Source organism: Allobosea sp. GW823-FHT01F03, from assembly GCF_058798075.1.
Genome location: NZ_CM179505.1, coordinates 5,335,826 through 5,354,894 on the forward strand (window position 1 = coordinate 5,335,826; position 19,069 = coordinate 5,354,894).

At 66.4% G+C, this 19,069-nt stretch carries 19 protein-coding genes; 18 read left to right on the forward strand and 1 reads right to left on the reverse strand.

Annotation, left to right across the window (positions count from 1 at the left end):
• Positions 1-206 precede the first annotated feature (206 nt).
• The 6 genes from AC3RCC_RS25530 to AC3RCC_RS25555 all read left to right on the forward strand — a co-directional run bounded on the left by AC3RCC_RS25530 (position 207) and on the right by AC3RCC_RS25555 (position 7,901).
• Entirely contained in the window at positions 207-1,214 is a 1,008-nt protein-coding gene (locus tag AC3RCC_RS25530) for a Bug family tripartite tricarboxylate transporter substrate binding protein (RefSeq protein WP_291638946.1), read from the forward strand.
• A 55-nt stretch (positions 1,215-1,269) separates the two neighbouring features.
• A complete protein-coding gene (locus AC3RCC_RS25535) occupies positions 1,270-1,809 on the forward strand; it encodes a tripartite tricarboxylate transporter TctB family protein (RefSeq protein ID WP_492257004.1) in 540 nt (179 codons plus the stop codon).
• 10 nt (positions 1,810-1,819) lie between these two features.
• The gene (locus AC3RCC_RS25540; protein ID WP_492257005.1) at positions 1,820-3,343 is read left to right on the forward strand and encodes a tripartite tricarboxylate transporter permease; all 1,524 of its coding nucleotides are present in this window, start codon (positions 1,820-1,822) and stop codon (positions 3,341-3,343) included.
• A gap of 137 nt (positions 3,344-3,480) precedes the next feature.
• A complete protein-coding gene (locus tag AC3RCC_RS25545) occupies positions 3,481-5,268 on the forward strand; it encodes a thiamine pyrophosphate-binding protein (protein WP_492257006.1) in 1,788 nt (595 codons plus the stop codon).
• A 16-nt stretch (positions 5,269-5,284) separates the two neighbouring features.
• Positions 5,285-6,223, forward strand: a complete 939-nt coding sequence (locus tag AC3RCC_RS25550; RefSeq protein ID WP_492257007.1) for an NAD-dependent epimerase/dehydratase family protein — start codon at positions 5,285-5,287, stop codon at positions 6,221-6,223.
• A gap of 1 nt (position 6,224) precedes the next feature.
• Positions 6,225-7,901, forward strand: coding sequence for an FAD-dependent oxidoreductase (locus AC3RCC_RS25555; protein WP_492257008.1), 1,677 nt, complete (start codon positions 6,225-6,227; stop codon positions 7,899-7,901).
• A 4-nt stretch (positions 7,902-7,905) separates the two neighbouring features.
• Here the strand turns inward: AC3RCC_RS25555 and AC3RCC_RS25560 are convergent, their stop codons facing one another.
• Positions 7,906-8,373, reverse strand: coding sequence for a type II 3-dehydroquinate dehydratase (locus AC3RCC_RS25560; RefSeq protein ID WP_291638940.1), 468 nt, complete (start codon positions 8,371-8,373; stop codon positions 7,906-7,908).
• Positions 8,374-8,494: 121 nt separating this feature from the next.
• Between AC3RCC_RS25560 and AC3RCC_RS25565 the strand changes: the two genes are divergently transcribed.
• From AC3RCC_RS25565 to AC3RCC_RS25620, 12 genes are all read left to right on the forward strand, one after another.
• Complete coding sequence (locus AC3RCC_RS25565) at positions 8,495-8,860, forward strand: cupin domain-containing protein (protein ID WP_291647538.1); 366 nt, start codon at positions 8,495-8,497, stop codon at positions 8,858-8,860.
• A gap of 3 nt (positions 8,861-8,863) precedes the next feature.
• Positions 8,864-9,850, forward strand: coding sequence for an NAD-dependent epimerase/dehydratase family protein (locus AC3RCC_RS25570; protein WP_492257009.1), 987 nt, complete (start codon positions 8,864-8,866; stop codon positions 9,848-9,850).
• Positions 9,847-10,764, forward strand: a complete 918-nt coding sequence (locus AC3RCC_RS25575; RefSeq protein ID WP_492257010.1) for an NAD-dependent epimerase/dehydratase family protein — start codon at positions 9,847-9,849, stop codon at positions 10,762-10,764. The genes AC3RCC_RS25570 and AC3RCC_RS25575 overlap by 4 nt, the downstream gene beginning before the upstream one ends.
• Positions 10,765-10,938: 174 nt before the next feature.
• Positions 10,939-11,760 (forward strand): IclR family transcriptional regulator, encoded by an 822-nt coding sequence (locus tag AC3RCC_RS25580; RefSeq protein ID WP_291638936.1) that lies wholly within the window; start codon positions 10,939-10,941, stop codon positions 11,758-11,760.
• 92 nt (positions 11,761-11,852) lie between these two features.
• A complete protein-coding gene (locus AC3RCC_RS25585; RefSeq protein WP_492257011.1) occupies positions 11,853-12,494 on the forward strand; it encodes a hypothetical protein in 642 nt (213 codons plus the stop codon).
• 42 nt (positions 12,495-12,536) lie between these two features.
• Complete coding sequence (locus tag AC3RCC_RS25590) at positions 12,537-13,559, forward strand: Gfo/Idh/MocA family protein (protein ID WP_492257012.1); 1,023 nt, start codon at positions 12,537-12,539, stop codon at positions 13,557-13,559.
• A gap of 22 nt (positions 13,560-13,581) precedes the next feature.
• Positions 13,582-14,436 carry an NAD-dependent epimerase/dehydratase family protein gene (locus AC3RCC_RS25595; RefSeq protein ID WP_492257013.1) on the forward strand — a complete coding sequence of 285 codons (855 nt, stop codon included), beginning with the start codon at positions 13,582-13,584 and terminating at the stop codon, positions 14,434-14,436.
• A 33-nt stretch (positions 14,437-14,469) separates the two neighbouring features.
• Positions 14,470-15,297 (forward strand): sugar phosphate isomerase/epimerase family protein, encoded by an 828-nt coding sequence (locus tag AC3RCC_RS25600; protein ID WP_452118711.1) that lies wholly within the window; start codon positions 14,470-14,472, stop codon positions 15,295-15,297.
• Positions 15,294-16,370 (forward strand): SDR family oxidoreductase, encoded by a 1,077-nt coding sequence (locus AC3RCC_RS25605; protein ID WP_492257014.1) that lies wholly within the window; start codon positions 15,294-15,296, stop codon positions 16,368-16,370. Before AC3RCC_RS25600 ends, AC3RCC_RS25605 begins: the two co-directional genes overlap by 4 nt.
• Positions 16,371-16,384: 14 nt before the next feature.
• Positions 16,385-17,821 (forward strand): aldehyde dehydrogenase family protein, encoded by a 1,437-nt coding sequence (locus AC3RCC_RS25610; RefSeq protein WP_492257015.1) that lies wholly within the window; start codon positions 16,385-16,387, stop codon positions 17,819-17,821.
• A gap of 8 nt (positions 17,822-17,829) precedes the next feature.
• Positions 17,830-18,186 carry a putative quinol monooxygenase gene (locus AC3RCC_RS25615; RefSeq protein WP_492257016.1) on the forward strand — a complete coding sequence of 119 codons (357 nt, stop codon included), beginning with the start codon at positions 17,830-17,832 and terminating at the stop codon, positions 18,184-18,186.
• Entirely contained in the window at positions 18,183-19,052 is an 870-nt protein-coding gene (locus AC3RCC_RS25620; RefSeq protein ID WP_492257017.1) for an NAD(P)-dependent oxidoreductase, read from the forward strand. The genes AC3RCC_RS25615 and AC3RCC_RS25620 overlap by 4 nt, the downstream gene beginning before the upstream one ends.
• The last annotated feature ends 17 nt before the right edge of the window (positions 19,053-19,069 follow it).

Here is a 19,069-nt window from a genome sequence, read left to right on the forward strand (position 1 = left end):
GAGAGTTGACAATCTCAACCTGAGAAAATTACGGTCGCCACGTTGCCTGCCGAGATGAAAAAACGGCCGCGGCCGCGAGAGACCCCTCGCAACGCAATGCGGCCATCTCGGATGGGCGAATGAAGGCGGCCCGGCGGCAGATGCATGCCGGCTTACAAAAAGGGGCGCTCAGTCCCGACAAACCGCGAAGCGCATGGGAGGATATGATGAAGGCGTGGCATTTTCTGCGTGGTTCGGTAGCGGCGCTCGGCCTGTTGGCGGTGTCGAATGCCGCCAGCGCCCAAAACTACCCGACGAAGCCGATCGATCTGTCGGTATGGGCCGCGGCCGGCGGCGGCACCGACGCCACCAACCGCTTCCTTGCCCAGGCGATGGAGAAGGCGCTTGGCGGCAAGATCAACGTTTCCAACCGGACCGGCGGCGGCGGCGGCGTCGCCATGACCCATGTCTGGAACCAGCCCCGTGACGGCTACACCTGGCTCGGCGCCTCGGAAGCCATGCAGATCACCAAGGTGATGGAGTTCCACAAGACCGGAACCGCCGACTGGCGCTGGTACATGGTCGCGGGCGCGCCGGGCGTGATCTCCGTGCGGGCGGAATCCCCCTACAAGACCCTCGACGATCTGATTGCCGCCGCGCAAAAATCGCCGAAGTCCGTCAAGGTCGGCCACTGCCCCATCGGCTGTGTCTGGCACATGCGGGCCCTCGCGCTCGGCCAGGCCTCGAAAACCGAGTTCAACTACATTCCCTATGACGGCTCCAGCCCGGCCCATGTCGCCGCCCTGACCGGCGAGGCCGACGCCGTCGTCTCGGGCGTCGCCGAGCAGACCGAATTCATCCGCGCCGGCAAGCTGCGCCCGCTGGCGATGATCGAGATGAAGCCGTTCGAGTTCCCGAAGGTCGGGACGATCCCGGCCGCTGGCGTCAAATATCCCGACATCCAGAAGATTCCGGCCCGCCAGTGGCTCGGCATGGCCATCCCCAAGGACACGCCCAAGCCGATCATCGCCAAGATCGACGCGGCCTTCGTCAAGGCGATGGAAGACCCGAAGGTCAAGTCCCTCGCTTCGGAGCGCATGTTCGTCCTGTCTGGCGAGTATGGGGACGAGGCTGAGAAGAGCCTCCAGGCCATGGAAAACGCAATGAGCTGGAAGCTGTTCGAGCTGGGCGTGGCGAAGACCTCGCCGGACAAGCTCGGCATCGCCAAGCCGTAAGCCGCCGAGGCGGGGCGCTGCGGCGTCCCGCCCGCCGCCCCGTCAGGAACCCGCCATGCTGCCTCGAAAATCCCTCCGTCGCGCCGATGTCGCCATGTCGACCGGCATGATCCTGCTCGGAGCGAGCGTCATCTATGCCGCGTCCGGCATGCCCTGGCAGAGCACGCTGACCGGCGGCTCGGCTCAATGGTATCTCTCGCCAGGCCTGTTCCCCGCCGTGGTCGGCGCCCTGCTGATCGCCTTCAGCCTGCGCGTGCTCATTATCGCGATCAAGGAGGGCGGCACCGAAGAGCTTGTCCCCGCGACAATCGCCTGGCTGCGCGGCATCGGCGGCAATCACCGGCTGCACAGAGCCGCGCTCGCCGTGGGATTGATGGCGGCCTACATCTTCCTCGGCATTGGCCGGGTGCCGTTCCTGGCGGCAAGCGGCATCTTTCTGTTCGTCGCGATCGCGCTGTTCTGGTGGCGCGAAGCCGAGGGCGGGCTGCTGCGCACCGTGCTGATCACGGCCGCGATCGCGATCGGCGTCCCCCTGCTCCTGTCGACGCTTTTCACCACATTCCTTTACGTCCCGATGCCCCAACCGGCCGGCTGAGGAGGCGACGATGCTCGGTTCCTTTCTCTACGAGATCTACGCCCTCGTCACCCCGCTGAACATGGCCGTGATGGCCGGCTCGGTGACGCTCGGCATCGTCTTCGGCGCACTTCCCGGGCTCACCGCGACGCTGGCGGTCGCGCTCTTGAGCACGGTCACCTTCACCCTACCGGTGGAACTCGCCATGGTCGCGCTGATCGGCGCCTATGTCGGCGCGATCTACGGACCGAGCCATGCCTCGATCCTGCTCGGCATCCCCGGAAGCGCCGCTGGCGCCGCGACAGCGCTCGATGGTCACAAGCTTGCCCTGCAGGGCCGGGCCGGCGAAGCGATTTCACTGGCAACCACGGCATCGGTCATCGGCACTGTGATCGGCCTGTTCGCGCTGATCGCGCTCTCGCCGATCCTGGTCAAACTCGCCTTGCAGTTCACCTCGGCCGAGTTCTTCCTGCTCGCGCTGTTCGGCGTGCTGATCTGCGGCTCGCTGACCTCCGAAGACATGCCGGCCAAGGGCTGGGTCGCCGGCCTGCTGGGACTGCTGATCGCCTCGGTCGGCATGGAGACGATCCAGGGCTATGCCCGCTTCACCTTCGGCATTCCCGAACTGGCGGGCGGGATCGACCTGGTTCCGGTGATCCTCGGCGGCTTCGCCATTCCGCAGATCATCCGTGTCCTGCGCGATCTCGACAGCCACCGCGGCAGCGTCAGCGGCGTCAACAAGCTCTGGCCACGTTGGGGCACGCTCTGGCGCGCCAAGTTCGGCATCGCCCGCTCGGCCTCGCTCGGCGTCGGCATCGGCGTGATCCCGGGCGTCGGCGAGGACATCGCCGCCTGGGCCGCCTATGACGCAGCCAAGAAGGCTGACAAGGAGCCCGAGACCTTCGGCCATGGCAATGTCAACGGCGTGATCGCACCGGAAGTGGCGAACAATGCCTGCATCGGCGGCGCGATCATCCCCGTGCTCACCCTTGGCGTGCCCGGCTCGCCGCCCGCAGCCATGCTGCTCGGCGCGCTCAACCTGCATGGCATCCGGCCGGGGCCGATGCTGACCTTCGAGTTCCCGAACTTCATCGCGCAGATGGGCGCAATGCTGTTCTGGGCCGCGATCGGCATCTTCGTCATCGGCCTGTCGATGGCGAAGATCTCGCTGCAGGTGCTGCGCCTGCCGGTTGCCATTCTGATGCCCTGCGTCGCCTTCCTCGCCGTGCTCGGCTCCTGGGCGCTCGGGCTCAACATGTTCAACATCTACCTGATGCTGGGCTTCGGCGTGATCGTCTATTTCCTCGAGGAGATGGGCTATCCCGTCGCCCCGCTGGTGATCGGCGTGCTGCTCGGCCAGATGGCGGATGTCAGCCTGCGCCGCGCGCTGCTCGGCTCCAATGGCAGCTTCGAGCCATTCATGATGCGGCCCGTCGCGCTGATCCTGCTCGCGCTGATCATCATCTCGCTCTGCCTGCAGAGCGAGGCATTCAAGCGCGGCTTCGCCAGGCTTTGGACCAAGATCTTCGGCCGCCGCGAGCGCCAGGCAGCCTGACCACCACGATCCACTGCACCGTCCTCTCCCGAGGGCGGTGCAGTGCGCTCAGAAAACAAATTTCGCAATGTGAGATGCATTGCTATAATATAAAAATCAATCTCGCCATCGGGCGGACAAGCACAAGGATCGAGACCATGGCCAAGGGCGCCGAGCTGATCACCGAGTTTCTCGTCAAGGAGAAAGTCCCCTACATCTTCGGCATCTGCGGACACGGCAATGTCGGCATGCTCGACGCGCTGTACTCGGCGCGCGACGACATCAAGCTGATCTCGCCGCGCCATGAGCAGGTCGCGGCGCACATGGCGGACGGCTATTTCCGCATCAAGCATGAGGCGGTCGCGACCCTGACCTCCTGCGGACCGGGCTCGGCCAATATGGTCATGGGCACGGCGCTGGCGATGACCGATTCCTCGGCCTTCCTGGCGATCACCGCCAATGTGCCGACCTCGCAGTTCAACCGCGGGCCGTTCCAGGAGATCAACCGCCACAACCAGGCGGACTTCGCCAATGTCATGCGGCCGATCGTGAAGCGCAGCTTCCAGCCGACGCGGGTCGACATGCTGCCGCTGGCCCTGCGCCAGTCGATGTCGACCATGCTCTCCGGGCGTCCCGGCCCGGTCAATCTCGACGTTCCCTTCAACCTCTTCCAGGAAGAGGACGATGTCCGGCTCGAAAGCGGTGCGCGCGCCATCGTCAACGAGCGCCGCAGCGCGGCTTCGCCCGAACAGGTTTCCGAGGCGGTCGACATGCTCCTAGCCTCGGCCCGGCCGGCGCTCTTCATCGGCCATGGCGTCACCATTTCCGAAGCCTCGGAAGAGCTGACCGCGCTCGCCCATCTCCTCTCGATCCCGGTCATCAGCTCGCCCAACGGCATGGGCTGCTTCGACATGGAGGATCCGCTTTCGCTGGGCTTCATCGGCCGCAACGGCGCCTACCCGGCCAACCAGGCCGGCCGGCTCGCCGATCTCGTCCTGGCGATCGGCGCCCGCTTCGACGATCGCTCCTCCTCCTCCTGGATGCCGGGCTATTCCTGGAATTTCCCGGCGACCAAGCTGGTCCATGTCGATGTCGACCATGCCGAGCTCGGCCGCAACTACGCGCCCGACCTGCCGATCCTGGCCGATGCGCGCAGCTTCCTGCGTCAGATCCTGGCGGAGCTGGAACGGCGCCGGCCCGATATCACCGCCCACCGCGCCGAATGGCTCGCCATGATCGCGGAATGGCAGAAGGAATGGCAGACTTTCATCTCGCCGAACTTCTCGATCCACGCCAAGCCGATCCGCCCGGAACGGATCGTCGCCGATTGCCGCGCCGTGCTCGACGACGACGCGATCCTGACCTTCGACGCCGGCATCCACCACAATTGGTTCATGCAGTTCTGGAAGGCGCGCAAGCCGCAGACCATGCTCAACAGCTGGGGCTTTTCGGGAATGGGCTTCGGCCCGTCGAGCGCGCTCGGCGCCAAGCTCGCCGCACCGGATCGGCCGGTGATCTCGATTGCCGGCGATGGCGGCTTCGCCATGGTCCCGCATGTGCTCTGCACCGCGGTCGAGTACAACATCCCGGTGGTCTGGGTGGTCTGGAACAACTTCGCCTGGGGCGCGATCCGCGACATCCAGTACGGGCTGTTCGACGGACGCGAGATCGGCACCGCCTTCTATGCCGGCCCCAATGGCGAGCCCTATAACCCCGACTTCGCGGCCTGGGCGCGCGCCGCCGGCGTCGAGGCCGTCACGGTCACCCGTTCGGAGGATTTCGCAGCCGCACTCGAGCATGCGGTGAAGGCCAATAAGCCCTATCTGCTCGACGTGCATGTCGATGCCGATATCCGCCCGCCGGCTACCGGCGCTTGGGAGCTGCCGCCCATCCCCTACAAGGAGCCGGTGTTCGGCAAGCGCATCCTGCAGGGCATCGACGCCTGAGCGAACGGGACTGGATATGGCGCGTATTTTTCTGACCGGCGGCGGCGGCTTCATCGGATGTGCCGTCGCCTCTGCCCTCGCGGCGCGAGGGGACGAGGTGACGGCCTTCGACATCGGTGAAAGCCCGGCCTTGAAGGCGTTGCGGGCCCGCGCCGCCAATGTCTCCTTCGTGCCCGGCGAGCTGACCGAATGGCCGCAGCTCGCCGAGGCGATGAAGCAGGCCCGCCCAGATGCGGTGATTCACTGCGCCGCGGTCGTCGGCATCGTGAACTCGCTGGCAAGCCCGCTCTATACCATGCGCGTCAATGTCGAGGGCTCGCTCAACGTGCTCTCGGCAATGCGGCTTCTCGATGTGAAGCGGCTGATCAATCTGTCTTCCGAGGAGGTTTACGGCCCCTTCACACGGGAGGTCATCGACGAAACCCATGCCTGCTTCCCGACCCAGCCCTACGGCATCTCGAAATTCGCCGTCGAGCAGCTCGCGCGCGACTTTGCCCGGACCAACGGGCTGGAGGCGATCCATATCCGAACCTGCTGGGTCTATGGCCCCGGCCTGCCGCGGCCGCGCGTCCCCAAAACGCCGATCGAGGCGGGACTGGCCGGCCGCGCCTTCCATATTCCCAACGGAGCCGGCTACCGGGTCGATCAGGTCTATATCGACGACCTTGTCGCCGGGCTTCTCGGGGCGCTCGACCATCCCGGCCACCAGCATGACGTCTACCACATCACCAGCGGCGAAGCGCACAGCCTCGCCGAGATGGTCGAGATCATCCGCGAGCTCATTCCGGGCGCACAACTGTCGATCGGCGACGGCGCCTACGAGGTCGCCGGCGAGACGGCCGTCCGCAAGGGGGCGCTCGATTGCAGCCGCGCGGCGGAAGCCTTCGGCTATCGGCCACGCTACCCCTTGCGGGAAGGACTTGCTGCCTATGTCGATGCGCTGAGGCGCGGCTGAAATGGCGCCTGCGGCGGAGCGTTCAGCGCAAGGCTATGACGTCATCGTCATCGGCTCCGGCGCCGCCGGGCTGACCGCGGCCTGCGCCGCCGCCGATGGCGGCGCACGCGTCCTGCTGCTGGAGGGGGCCGACCTCATCGGCGGCACCACGGCCGTCTCCGGCGGCATGGCCTGGCTGCCGGGCTCCGCCGAACATGGCGACGACCGCGCAGCGGCAAGCCGCTACCTCGACGCCGCCGCACCCTGCCCGCCCAGCCCGGCCCGCGACGCCTTCCTTGATCATGCCGATGTAGCGCGGCGCTGGCTCGATGCCCGCACCAGCACCAAGCTCGCCGCCGTTCCGAGCTATCCCGACTATGATCCGGACCTGCCCGGCGGCACATTGCGCGGGCGCTGCTTCGCCGCCCTGCCCTTCGACGGGGCCGAGCTCGGAGCCTGGTTCCCCCGGCTGCGGCCGCCGCTGCCGGAGTTCATGCTGATGGGCGGCATGATGGTCGGGCGTGCCGATCTGCCGCATTTCCAGAACGTCCTGCGCAGCCCGCGTTCGGCCGCCCGCGTCGCGAGCCTGGTCGCGCGCTACGCGTTCCAGCGCCTGAGATACCCCCGCGGCACCACGCTCTTTCTCGGCAACGCACTGGCCGGGCGCCTGCTCAAATCGGCGCTGGACCTCGGCGTCACGATCGAGACCGGCGCGATCGTCTCCGCCCTGCTGCCCGGCAATGGCGGCGTCGCCGGCGTCGAGATCGCCGGAGGCAGCGCCAAGACAAGGACCGTCGCGGGCAAGGCGGTCATCCTGGCGAGCGGCGGCTTCTCGCACGATGCCGAATTGCGGCGCCTTCATTTGCCCGGCGCGGCCCAGAAGGTGACGGCGAACGTCGCATCGCCCGGGCCGACGGGCGCGCGCCTCGCCGAACCATTCGGCGCGCGCATCGAGGCGGAGCACGAGAACAGGGCCTTCTGGGTGCCTGGCTCGACCTTCACCCGCGCCGACGGCACGCAGGGGGTCTTCCCCCATACCGTAACCGACCGCGGCAAGCCGGGGCTGATCGCCGTCGATGCGACCGGGCGGCGCTTCGTCAATGAAGCCCGTTCCTATCATCACTTCGTCATGGCGATGCTGGAGGACGCGCCGACGAGGACGCCGGCCTATCTGATCTGCGATACCGATTTCCTCTGGAAGTACGGGCTCGGGCGCCTGCGCCCCTTCCGCCTGTCGACGCGCGGCGAGCGCCGCAGCGGCTATCTCATCCAGGCCGCCACGATCGGCGAACTGGCGCGGCGCCTCGGCCTCGATATCGGCGCCCTGGAAGAGACCGTTGCGGGCTATAATGCCGGCGCCGAGCAAGGGGTCGATCCGGCCTTCGGGCGCGGCGGCGACGCCTATCAACGCCATCTCGGCGACGGCGCGCACCGCCCCAATCCCTGCATCGCCCCGATGCGGCGCGCGCCCTTCTACGCGATCGCGGTCCAGCCGGCCGATCTCGGCACCGCAGCCGGCCTGCGTACCGATGCGGGGGGCCGCGTGCTGGATGGCTCGGGCACGCCCGTGCCCGGCCTCTATGCCTGCGGCAACGACATGAACTCGGTCATGGCCGGCTTCTATCCCGGCCCCGGCATCACGCTGGGACCGGCCCTGACCTTCGGCTACCTGGCAGGTCGCGATGCCGCGGCCCTTTGAGCTTCTAGGCGACGCGAGCCCGCCGGTTGAGCAGGCGCAGCAGCCCGTCGAATCCGAGATAGTAGGAGTCGATCCCGAAGCCGAGCACGAAGCCCTGGCAATGCTCGGCGGTCAGAGAATGGAAGCCGCCCGCGATCGTCTTATGGGTGATGTGGACCTCGATATAGGGCAGCGTCGGCTTCACCGCAGCGAGGCAGTCACGCAATGCGAAGCCGGCATATTGCAGCCCGGCCGGGTTCATCAGCAGACCGTCGAAGCCCTCGTCAGCGGCGGCATAGATACGGTTGAGCGCTTCGCCCTCGATATTCGTATAGAAAATCTCGAGATCGACGCCGCGCTCCTCGGCGTAATCCAGCATCATGCGGTCGAGATCGGCAGCGGTGGTCGTGCCGTAGAGCGCGGGCTCCCGCTTGCCGAGATAATTCATGTTCGCGCCCTGCAGCAGCAGGATCTTCCAGCGACGTGGTGCCAATTCTCTTCCTCCATCCGCGGCTCCTGTCTCGGGCCGCCTCACGGAGAGAGCATGACAGATTCCGCATTGACAAAAAATATCTCACATTGAGAAATATGCACAACAACCCAAGGAGGATGAGTTGAGCAGCCGTAAAGCCGTGATCCGGAACATCGCGGAAGTGCCGTGGAAGCAATTCCCCAATCACTTCGGCGGCGCGCTGTCGAAGCCGCTCGTCGATGAGGAAGGGCTGGGCGCCAGGCAGATCGACCACCGCATCTCGTCCTATGAACCGATGGCCTATGTCGCCCGCCACAAACATGCGGTGCAGGAGCAGATCTATCACGTCCTCTCCGGCGAGGGCCTGTTCGAGTACGGCGACGAGAAGCGCGTCGTACGCAGCCACGACGTCGTCTTCATTCCTCCGGGGATCGAGCACGCCTTCTACAATACAGGCCTCGAGAACCTCGTCTTCCTGGTCATCACCTCGCCGATCCGGGACGAGTAGATCATGGCGCTGTTGATCACCGGCGCGACGGGGCATGTCGGGCTGACGCTGGCGACGCTCGCCGGCCGTGCCGGGATCGACGTCGTCGCGCAGCACCGCTCGCCGGTGTCGCAGGCGCAGAAGGACCGCGCCGGCCCCCGGGTCCGCTGGGTGCGTGCAGCGCTCGACGATCATTTCTCACTGGCGGCGCTCGCGGCCGAATACGGGATCGACGGCGCGATCCATACCGCCGCCGTACCGAACGACCGTGTCGCCGCCGCGATTCCGTGGGAAACGGTGCAGACCAACGCCACCGCGACCGCCGCCCTGCTCGAACTGGCGCGCATCCAGAACTGGCGCCGCTTCATCTATGTCAGCTCCGGCTCCGTCTTCCAGAAGGAGATGGACCTGGCACAGCCCCTGACCGAAGACACCCCGCTTTCACCGGCGACGCTCTATGGCTCCACCAAGGCGGCGGGCGAGCTCTTCGTCGGGATGTATCGCAAGCAATACGGGCTCTCCGCCGCCACGGTCCGCATCTCCTTCGTCTACGGGCCGCCGCTGGTGCCCGCCGAGCGCGACCTGCCGCGCGGCCCCGTCGTCGCCTTTCTGAGCGAGGCCCTGCGCGGCATCGCGATCCGCGAACCGGCAGGAGGGGATTTCCGGGCGAGCTTCACCCATGTCGACGACGTCGCCGAGGGCTTGCTGGCCGCCTACCGCACCGAGCGCCTGAACCACGACGTCTACCATCTCGGCCATGGCCGGAACTGGGACACTTTCGAGGTCGCCGAGGCCGTCAGGGCCGCCGTTCCCGACGCCGTGATCGAGATCGGCCCGGGCACTGCGCCCTGGACCACCTTCAATCGCATGCGCGGGCCACTGGCCGGCCGTCGCCTCGCCGACGATACCGGCTTTGTACCGCGCCTGCCGCTCGAGGACGGCGTTGCCGCCTTCGCGCAATGGATCAAGCAGAACGACCGGGCGCGAGCGCCGACAGGGAGGACAAGATGAACTACGAACGAGTGCTTGTGACCGGCGCCGCCGGCAAGCTCGGCCAGGCAATCCTGCGCGACATGGCCGGCAAGGCTCGGCTCACCGGCTTCGACCTGCATGCCGGCGCCGGCGACATCGATTGGCGCACCGGCACGCTGACCGATGCCGCCGCCGTCGCCGATGCGGTCAAGGGCCAGGACGCGATTCTCCAGGTCGGTGCGATCCCGAACATCTGGTCCGGCAGCGGCGAGGCGCTGATGCAGGTCAATCTGGTCGGCCTGTACAATCTGCTTTCCGCGGCGGAGGAAGCCGGCGTGAAGCGGGTGATCTTCTGCTCCAGCGATTCCGTCGTCGGCTTCACCGTGCATGAGGGCGCGTTGCGGCCACCGGAGCAGCTGCCGATCGACCTCACGCACCCGCTGAACCCGACCGACCCCTACGCCCTCAGCAAGCTGCTCGGCGAGGAGATGTGCCGCAGCTTCACGCTGCGCGGCAAGCTCGAGATCATCGCGCTGCGCCCGGTCTTCGTCGCCTATCCGGAAATGTACGGCGAGATCCGCGCCCGCTCCCGTTCGCCGCAGAGCTACAAGGGCACACCGGCCGGCGGCCCCTCTTCCGCCGGTGGCGGCCCCTGCTGGCACCATGTCGATCCGCGCGATGTCGCGCGCGCCTTCAGGCTGGCGCTGGAGATGCGCTATCAGGGCTTCGACCGCTTCTTCGTCTGCGGCAACGTCACCTTGCATCCCCAGCCGACGCTCCAGCGCCTGGAAAGCGTCCTCGGCTATCTGCCGCGCCTCGCGAAGCCCGAGATCTACGCGCAAAACCCCTTCGCACCGCTCTATGATCTCAGCCGCAGCCGCGAGATCCTGGGCTTCGACGCCGAGTTCGACGCCCGCGCCGTCTCGCTGCTCCAGGACGGAGAGGCGGCGTGACCAAAGCCGCAGACGGGTTTTGCAGGCGGAGGCGCTGTCCTGCGAAATCAGCTTCAGCGATATGGGATTTCCACCATGAGGATAGTAGATAGACTGCCCGCTACCGATACTTGCTAGCGCGCAACGACGCCGCGCCCGCTCAGGGCGCGGCAAGGCTAAATGCGGAGTCTCAATATGGCCCAGCTCGCCCAGGCTGAGGATACGGACAAGAACGGCACGGATCAGACACGCGAACGCAGCGGCGTCCAGTCGATCGAGCGTGCATTCTCCATCCTCACCCAGATCGCCCAGAATCCGGACGGGATCAGCCTCGCCGATCTCTCGAAAAGCGTAGGCCTCCACACCAGCACGACCTTTCATATCGTCAGGACGATGACCGATCTCGGCGCCGTCAGACAGGATCGCGCGACCAAGCGCTACCATCTCGGAAGGATGATCTTCGGTCTCGCCGCGAGCTCCTCCCGCGAAGTCGATCTCGTCGCGACGGCGACACCCTTCATCGAGAGACTGGCGCAGGAAACCGGAGAAAGCTCGCATTTCGGGCTGCGTTCCGGCGACAAGGTCGTGCTCGCGGCGCGCGTCGCCGGCTCCGGCGCGTTCCAGCTCGTCGAGCGCGTCGGCGCCTTCCGGCCGCCGCATTGCACGGCTCTCGGAAAAATCCTGTTCGCTGCGCTGCCGGACGCCCAGTTCGAGGCCTTCCTCGGCCGCGTCGAGCTCACACCTTCGACCTCGAAATCGATCACCGACAAGGCCATGCTGCGCACCGAGATCGAACGGGTCCGCTCGGCCAAGGTCGCCTTCGACGACGCCGAGTTCGACGAGGAGGTCCGTTGCGTCGCCGCGCCCGTCTATGATCACACCGGCCAGGTCGCCGGCGCGATCGGCTTGTCCGGCCCGATCTGGCGGATGAACCTGCAGCGCATGGAGCAGGTCACACAGCGGGTCCGCGAGATCGCGGCCGAACTCTCGCAGGAACTCGGCTACAGCCCGGCCTGACGATTAGGCCTATCGCGTCGTTGTTTTTCTCAATGTAAGATGATATTCTGCATTGAGAAAAACATGGGTGAAGCGCGATGGGTTGCGGCATATTGGCGATCTGGCACGACATCGTGCCGGAGCATCAGACGGACGTGCTGTCCTGGTACGACAGGGAGCACCATTTCGAGCGGCTCGCCGTTCCCGGCTTTCGCAGCGTCCGCCGCTATCAGGCCGAGCCGGGAACCTCGCCCCAGCTCTTCATCCGCTATGAAACGGAGAGTACCGCCACGCTCTCGGCGCCAGCCTATCTCGAGCGCCTGAACCAGCCGACCCCCTGGACCCTACGCTGCCAGCCGCAGTTTCGCGGCAATTCCCGCACGGTCTGCGAGCGAATCGAGAGCCATGGCGGCGCCGAGGGCGGCTGCGCCGTTACGATCAGACTGGCCGGGCCGATGTCCGCCGAATTGCGGCAGGCCATCGGCCGCGCCTGCGAATTACCGGGCGCACTCGGCTGGGAACGCTGGGCCGCAGACCTGCAGCGCTCGACCATCCCGACACGCGAAAAGCAATTGCGCGGAGGCGAGGACCGCTATGCCGCGACGATACTGGTCCTGCACACACGCGGTACCGAAGAAGCCGCGGCCTGCCTCGCGATCATGAGCCCGGCCCTGGCCATGGAGCCACAGGGCACCACCCTGACCGGCACCTATCGGCTGGCATTTTCGGCGAGTAATTTTGCTATTGTAAAATAGCATTTCATATAATAGAAAATCTGAGCACTGACGGAGACGACCATGCGCGTCGCAGCCTTTGGCACGGGCTTTTTCAGCACCTATCATTACGACAGCTGGTCCCGGATTCCGGGGATCGAGCTGGCCGGCATCTGCGTGAATTCCAATGTCGCGCGCGGCGAGGAGTTCGCAGCGCGCTACGGCGCCAGCCGCGTCTACACCGATCCGGCGCGGATGCTGGATGAGGCGAAGCCCGATCTCGTCGACGTCATCACCACGCCGGAAAGCCATTCCAACCTCGTCGGCCTCGCCGTGGCCCGCGGCATCCCGGTGATCTGCCAGAAGCCGCTGGCGCCCAGCTTCACCGAGGCGCAGGCCATCGCCGATCTCGGCACGCGCTCCGGCACGCTGATCGTCGCACATGAGAACTGGCGCTTCCGCCCGTGGAACCGCGAGATCGGACGCCTGCTGCGCGACGGGGCCATCGGCGAGCCCTACAACGTCACCTTCCGCATGCGGCCAGGCGACGGCCAGGGGCCGGGCGCCTATCTCGATCGCCAGCCCTATTTCCAGCAGATGCCGCGCTTCCTCATCCATGAGACCGGCATTCACACCATCGACGTGCTGCGCTTCCTGATGGGCCGGATCACCGGGGTGTTCGCCCATCTGCGCCGGATCAACCCGGTCATCGCCGGAGAGGATGCCGGATACGTCACCTTCGCCTTTGCATCCGGTGCCGCCGGCATTTTCGACGGCAACCGCCTCGCAGATTTCCAGGCCGAGAACACCCGCCTGACCATGGGCGAACTCCTGGTGGAAGGCTCGGAAGGCGCGCTGCGCGTCGACGGCTATGGCCGAATCTGGCGGCGCGCCCGCGGGGCCACGGAAGCCGAGCACGCCTATCACTGGGAAAAGCGGGGCTATGCCGGCGATTCCGTGCACGCCCTCCAGAGCCATGTCGTCGACCATCTGCGCGATGGCATGCCGATCGAGAATACCGCCAGCGAGTATCTCGAGGCGCTGCGTGTCGAGGAGGCGATCTACCGGTCGCATGAGACGCGGCGCTGGATCGACCTGAATCAATAAGAGATCGTCCGGGAGGAAAATAATGGCTTACAACAAGATCGTGGTGACCGGTGGCGCCGGTCGCCTGGGACGGTTCGTGGTCGAGCGCCTGAAACAGCGTTACGACGTCTCCGTCATCGACATCCATCCGTCCGACGTGCCGGGCGTGCAGAGCGCGGATGTCGACGTCACCGATCTCGAAGCGCTGACCGCGGCCTTCAAGGGAGCCGACGCGGTCGTCCATCTGGCGGCAGTGCCCAATCCTCGCACCAGCTCGCCGGAGAAGTGCTTCCGCGTCAACACGCAGGGCACCTGGGTGGCGCTCCAGGCCGCAGAGGATGCCGGGGTGAAGCGCGTCATCGTCATTTCGAGCGATTCAGCCACCGGCCTGCACTACAATCCCAAGGACTGGGCGCCGCAATACCTGCCCGTCGACGAGAAGCACCCGATCCGGCCGAGCGAAGTCTATTCGCTCTCCAAGGAAGTCACCGAGTCGATCGCGCGCTGCTATTCGGTGCGCGGCAAGGTCGAGGTTCTCGTCATCCGCCCCGGCCACATCGTCTTCGCCCCGGAATATCCGGAGCTCGGCACGCGCGGCTCCGACGTCAACAACTATCATCTCTGGGGCTATGTCGCCCCGCAGGACGTGGCGCAGGGTATCCAGCTCGCCCTCGAGCACCCGGACGGTCGCTATGACTGCTTCTTCCTCGGTGCCGCCGACGGCCTCAATGAGCGTCCGACCCTCGAAATCATGAGGGAGCGTCTGGGCTACCTTCCGGAGGTCCGCGGCGATGTCTTCGAGCGCAACCCGAATGCCGGCGTCTTCGGCATCGGCCATGCGCGCGAGGTGCTGGGCTACGAGCCGCAATTCACCTGGCGCGATTTCGGCGTCCGCTGATCTTCCTCAAGCTCATTTCAGGAACCCGGCTCGATGACCGATCCCAAGACCATTTTCGCCATCAATACCTATTCCTACACCCTCGACTACAGCGCCGCCGAAACCATCCGCCATCTCGGCGGCCAGGGTTACCCCGGCTTCGAGCTGATGATGTATACCGGCCACTTCTGGCCGGGCGAGGTCGACGAAGCCGCGAAGCGCGATATCCGCAGCGCCGTTTCGAGCACCGGCACGCGGCTCGTTTCCTTCAACATGCCGAATATCGACCTCAACATCGCCGGCGCCTCGCCGGAGGTGCGCGCCTATTCGCTCGGCCTGCTCTCCAACTTCATCCGGCTCGCCGGCGAGCTCGAAGTGCCGGCGATCGTGATCGGCCCCGGCAAGGCCAATCCGCTGTTCTCGCCGGGGCACGCGCTGCTGCTCGGCCATTTCCACAAGGCGCTCGACACGCTCGCCCCGATCGCCAAGCAGGCCGGCGTGCGCCTGCTGGTCGAGAACATGCCCTTCGCCTTCCTGCCGGACGCGGACTCGCTGATGAAGGCGCTGGACGACTACGGCAATCCCGATGTCGGCATCATCTACGACGTCGCGAATGGCCATTTCATCGGCGAGGACCCGTGCGAGGGACTGCGCAAGGTGTCGAAGCGCCTCGGCCTCGTCCATTTCTCCGATACCGGTCGCAAGGTCTACCGCCACGACACGATCGGCCTGGGCGACGTGCCCTTCGCCGCCTTCCCGCCGGTGCTGAAGGAAATCGGCTATGCCGAGCTGCCGGTGCTCGAAGTGATCTCGCGCAATGCCGATGCCGACACGCTCGACAGCGCGACGCGTCTCGCCGCGGTCGGATACGGCCGGGCATGAGCAACGCGGTCCGCCGTGCTCTGGTCGTCGGCCCGACGGGCGCCATCGGCAAGGCGCTCGTCGCAGCGATGCGGCGGGCCGGCGGATGGACCGTCTATGGCCTGTCCCGGGGGGCCCCGCCTTCCGGGGCGCAGTTCGATCATCTCGCCGCGGATCTGATGGACCGCGACAGCGTCGCGGCGGCGCTCGCAGGCGCCGAACCGGTCACGCATCTCTTCTGCGCCGCCCGCGCCGCCCATGGCGAGGGCGGCATCGAGGATGTGGCGAGCAATGTCGCGATGCTCGCCAATGTCGTCGAGGCGGCTGCGGCGCGCTCCTCGGAGCTGCGCCATGTCCATCTCGTCGAAGGCACGAAATGGTATGGCGTCCATCTCGGCCCGCATCGCACGCCATCGAGCGAGGACGACCCGCGCCATCTGCCGCCGAATTTCTACTACGACCAGGAAGACGCGCTGATCGCGCTCGCCCGCGGCCAGCGCTGGAGCTGGTCGGCCTGCCGGCCTACCGTGGTCTGTGAATTCGATCCCTCCCGCGCGCGCAATCTGACCGCCATTCTCGCCGCCTATGCCGCGATCTGCCGCGAATTCGGCGCACCACTCGACTTTCCCGGCACCCGGGCCGGCTATGAAAGCCTGAACGAGGTGACCGATGCCGGCCATCTCGCCGACGCGATCCTCTGGCTTTCGACCCGCGAGAGCGGCACCAATCAGGCCTTCAACATCACCAATGGCGACGCCTTTCGCTGGCGGCACATGTGGCCGCGCCTGGCGACGATGCTCGGTCTCGCCTGCGGCGAGCCGCGCGACATCCGGCTGGCCGACTGGATGAAGGACAAGGGCCCGGTCTGGGAGCGGATCGTCAGCCGCGAAGGGCTGGTGCCCCAGCCGCTCGAAGCCACCGCGCTCTGGGCCTTCGGCGACTTCGTCTTCCGGCAGGACTGGGACGTGCTTTCCAACCTGACGCGGCTGCGCCGCACCGGCTTCGCCGGATCGATCGATTCCGCCGAGATGTTCGCGCGGCAATTCACCCAGTACCGCGCCGCACGGCTGATGCCGACGGTGCGAGACGCTTGAAAGGGAACAGGCAGATGGACAGCTCCAACCAGGCCATCAAGCGGATTCCGATGCTGATCGGCGGCGAATGGCGCGAGGGCGCCACCATGGACCCGGTCAACGATCCCTATCGCAACGAGATCGTCTCCTATCAGCCGCGCTCGACCCGGGCCGATCTCGATGCGGCGCTGAACGCTGCCGTCGCCGCCAAATCCGTGATCGCGGCGATGCCGGGCTTCGAGCGCGCCGCGCTGCTGCGCCGCGTTAGCGCGCTGCTGCTCGAGCGCGCCGACATGATCGCCGAGGTGATGTCGCGCGAGACCGGCAAGGCGATCAAGGATGCGCGCGGCGAGGTCGTCCGCTCGCAGGACACGATCAACCTCTCGGCCGAGGAGGCGATCCGCATCGAGGGCGAGCATATCCCGCTCGACGGCAGTGCGATGGGCGCCGGCAAGATCGCGCTCATGCTGCGCTTCCCCGTCGGCGTCATCGCCGGAATCACGCCGTTCAACGCGCCCTTCAACCTCGCTGCCCACAAGGTCGCCCCGGCGATCGCCTCGGGCAATGCGGTCATTCTCAAAGGGCCGCCGCAGGCGCCGGGCGTCGTGCACGAGCTGACCAGACTCTTCGTCGATGCCGGCACGCCGCCCGGCGTGCTCAACACGCTCTACGGCCCCGATGTCGGCCCGGAGCTGGTGCGCGACCCCAGGGTCGATTTCGTCACCTTCACCGGCTCGACCCGCGTCGGCGCCGAGATCAAGGCGGTGACCGGCCTGCGCCGCGTCGCGCTCGAACTCGGCGGCGCCGGCCAGACCATCGTCCATGACGACGCCGATATCGGCGAGGCGGCCACGACCTGCGCCCGCAATTCGATGCGGCTCGCCGGCCAGAGCTGCATCTCGGTACAGACCGTCTATGTCCACCGCGCGGTCTACGACGCCTTCGTCGAGAAGCTCGTCGCCGAAGTCCGCACGCTCAAGCTCGGCGACCCCGCCGATCCCCAGACCGATGTCGGCACGCTGATCGACGAGCGCACGGCACAGCGCATCGAAAGCTGGGTCCGGGAGGCGGAAGCCGGCGGCGCACGCATCCTGACGGGTGGCAAGCGCAAGGGTGCACAGCTCGAGCCGACCGTACTGGTCGACGTCACGCCCTCGATGAAGGTCGTCTGCGACGAGGTCTTCGGCCCGGTCGTCAGCGTGCTGCCCTATGATGATTTCGGCGCGGCCTGCGCAACCGTGAGCGACAGCCGCTTCGGCCTGCAATGCGGCGTCTTCACCAAATCGATCCATCTCGCGGTCCAGGCGGTGCGCAGCATCCGCACCGGCGGCGTGATCATCAATGGCAGCTCGACCTGGCGCACCGACCAGCTCGCCTATGGCGGCGTCAAGGATAGCGGCATCGGCCGCGAGGGCCCGCGCTACGCCATTCGCGACATGACCGAAGAGCGGCTGATGCTGCTCAATCTGTGAAGCCGGCGATGGCCCTGCTCCACACCGCCCATCTGCGAGTCCGGGAGGAGGCGATCGAGCCCTTCCGGGTCCGCCTGCTCCGGCATGCCGCCACGAGCCTCGAGCGCGAGGAAGGCTGCCACCGCTTCGACTTCAGCCAGGAACGGTCAGACCCGACCCTCTTCCTGCTCATCGAGGTCTATGCGGACGACGAGGCTCTCCGGATTCATCGGGAGAGCGCGCATTATCTCGCGTTCCGAGCCGACGTCCAGGACTGGGTGGTCGAGAGACACTGGTGGTTTTGGAACGATTGCGCGCCCGCGCCGCAGAATGCGAGTGGCGACGGCGTATCCAAGGAGCATTCTGGATCGAGGATCGGATCGTGACGCAGGTCTGTGGGTATATCGGCGCAGGGATGATGGGGGCACCGATGGTGCGCCGTCTCCTCGCCGCGGGAACGGAAGTGCACCTGTGGGCCCGAACGCCCGAAAAGATCCATGACCTCGTCGAGGCAGGTGCCAAACTGGCTGCCAGCCCGGCCGAACTGTGCCGACAGGCCGATGTCGTCATCACCTGCGTTTCCGATACGCAGGCCATGCGCTCGGTCGTCTTCGATCGGGACGGCCTGGCCGAGGGCGCCGCTTCGCCGAAGATACTGGTCGACATGTCGACCATCTCGCCCCAGCTGACCATCGAGATGGCCAGCAGGCTCCATGCGGAGACCGGCATGATCTGGATCGACGCGCCAGTCTCCGGCGGCCAGGTCGGAGCCGTCAACGGGACCCTGGCGGTGATGGCAGGCGGTCCGGCCGATGCGATCGACAAGGTTCGGCCGATGCTGGCGCACCTTGCGCGCGCCGTGACGCGGGTCGGCGACAGCGGAGCCGGCCAGTATGTGAAGATGCTCAATCAAACGCTGGTATCGACCACCTATCTGATGGTCGCGGAAGTCCTGAATTTCGCCGAGCGCATGGGTGTCGATGCCGCCGCAGTTCCGGAAGCACTCCGCGGCGGCCATGGCGATTCCAACCTGCTCCAGCAGATCTGGCCGAAGATGCTGGCCCGCGACTTCACCGTCACGGGAACGCTCGACACGCTGATGAAGGATCTCGGCATGGTCCGGGGGATCGCGCAGGAGCGGGCGGCACCGATGCCGCTCAACGCACTCGTCGCGGAGATGATCCGCAAACGCATTCAGGACGGCCATGGACAGGACGACGTTTCGAGCCTGTTCAAGCTCTACGCATCCTAGTGCCGCTCCTAAGCAGC

Excerpts from the sequence above, each read along its gene's own strand:
- AC3RCC_RS25530 (WP_291638946.1), top strand. The coding sequence starts at position 207 with ATGAAGGCGTGGCATTTTCTGCGTGGTTCGGTAGCGGCGCTCGGCCTG.
- AC3RCC_RS25570 (WP_492257009.1), top strand. The coding sequence starts at position 8,864 with ATGGCGCTGTTGATCACCGGCGCGACGGGGCATGTCGGGCTGACGCTG.
- AC3RCC_RS25540 (WP_492257005.1), top strand. The coding sequence starts at position 1,820 with ATGCTCGGTTCCTTTCTCTACGAGATCTACGCCCTCGTCACCCCGCTG.
- AC3RCC_RS25610 (WP_492257015.1), top strand. The coding sequence starts at position 16,385 with ATGGACAGCTCCAACCAGGCCATCAAGCGGATTCCGATGCTGATCGGC.
- AC3RCC_RS25575 (WP_492257010.1), top strand. The coding sequence starts at position 9,847 with ATGAACTACGAACGAGTGCTTGTGACCGGCGCCGCCGGCAAGCTCGGC.
- AC3RCC_RS25595 (WP_492257013.1), top strand. The coding sequence starts at position 13,582 with ATGGCTTACAACAAGATCGTGGTGACCGGTGGCGCCGGTCGCCTGGGA.
- AC3RCC_RS25535 (WP_492257004.1), top strand. The coding sequence starts at position 1,270 with ATGCTGCCTCGAAAATCCCTCCGTCGCGCCGATGTCGCCATGTCGACC.
- AC3RCC_RS25545 (WP_492257006.1), top strand. The coding sequence starts at position 3,481 with ATGGCCAAGGGCGCCGAGCTGATCACCGAGTTTCTCGTCAAGGAGAAA.
- AC3RCC_RS25605 (WP_492257014.1), top strand. The coding sequence starts at position 15,294 with ATGAGCAACGCGGTCCGCCGTGCTCTGGTCGTCGGCCCGACGGGCGCC.
- AC3RCC_RS25550 (WP_492257007.1), top strand. The coding sequence starts at position 5,285 with ATGGCGCGTATTTTTCTGACCGGCGGCGGCGGCTTCATCGGATGTGCC.
- AC3RCC_RS25580 (WP_291638936.1), top strand. The coding sequence starts at position 10,939 with ATGGCCCAGCTCGCCCAGGCTGAGGATACGGACAAGAACGGCACGGAT.
- AC3RCC_RS25590 (WP_492257012.1), top strand. The coding sequence starts at position 12,537 with ATGCGCGTCGCAGCCTTTGGCACGGGCTTTTTCAGCACCTATCATTAC.
- AC3RCC_RS25555 (WP_492257008.1), top strand. The coding sequence starts at position 6,225 with ATGGCGCCTGCGGCGGAGCGTTCAGCGCAAGGCTATGACGTCATCGTC.
- AC3RCC_RS25615 (WP_492257016.1), top strand. The coding sequence starts at position 17,830 with ATGGCCCTGCTCCACACCGCCCATCTGCGAGTCCGGGAGGAGGCGATC.
- AC3RCC_RS25600 (WP_452118711.1), top strand. The coding sequence starts at position 14,470 with ATGACCGATCCCAAGACCATTTTCGCCATCAATACCTATTCCTACACC.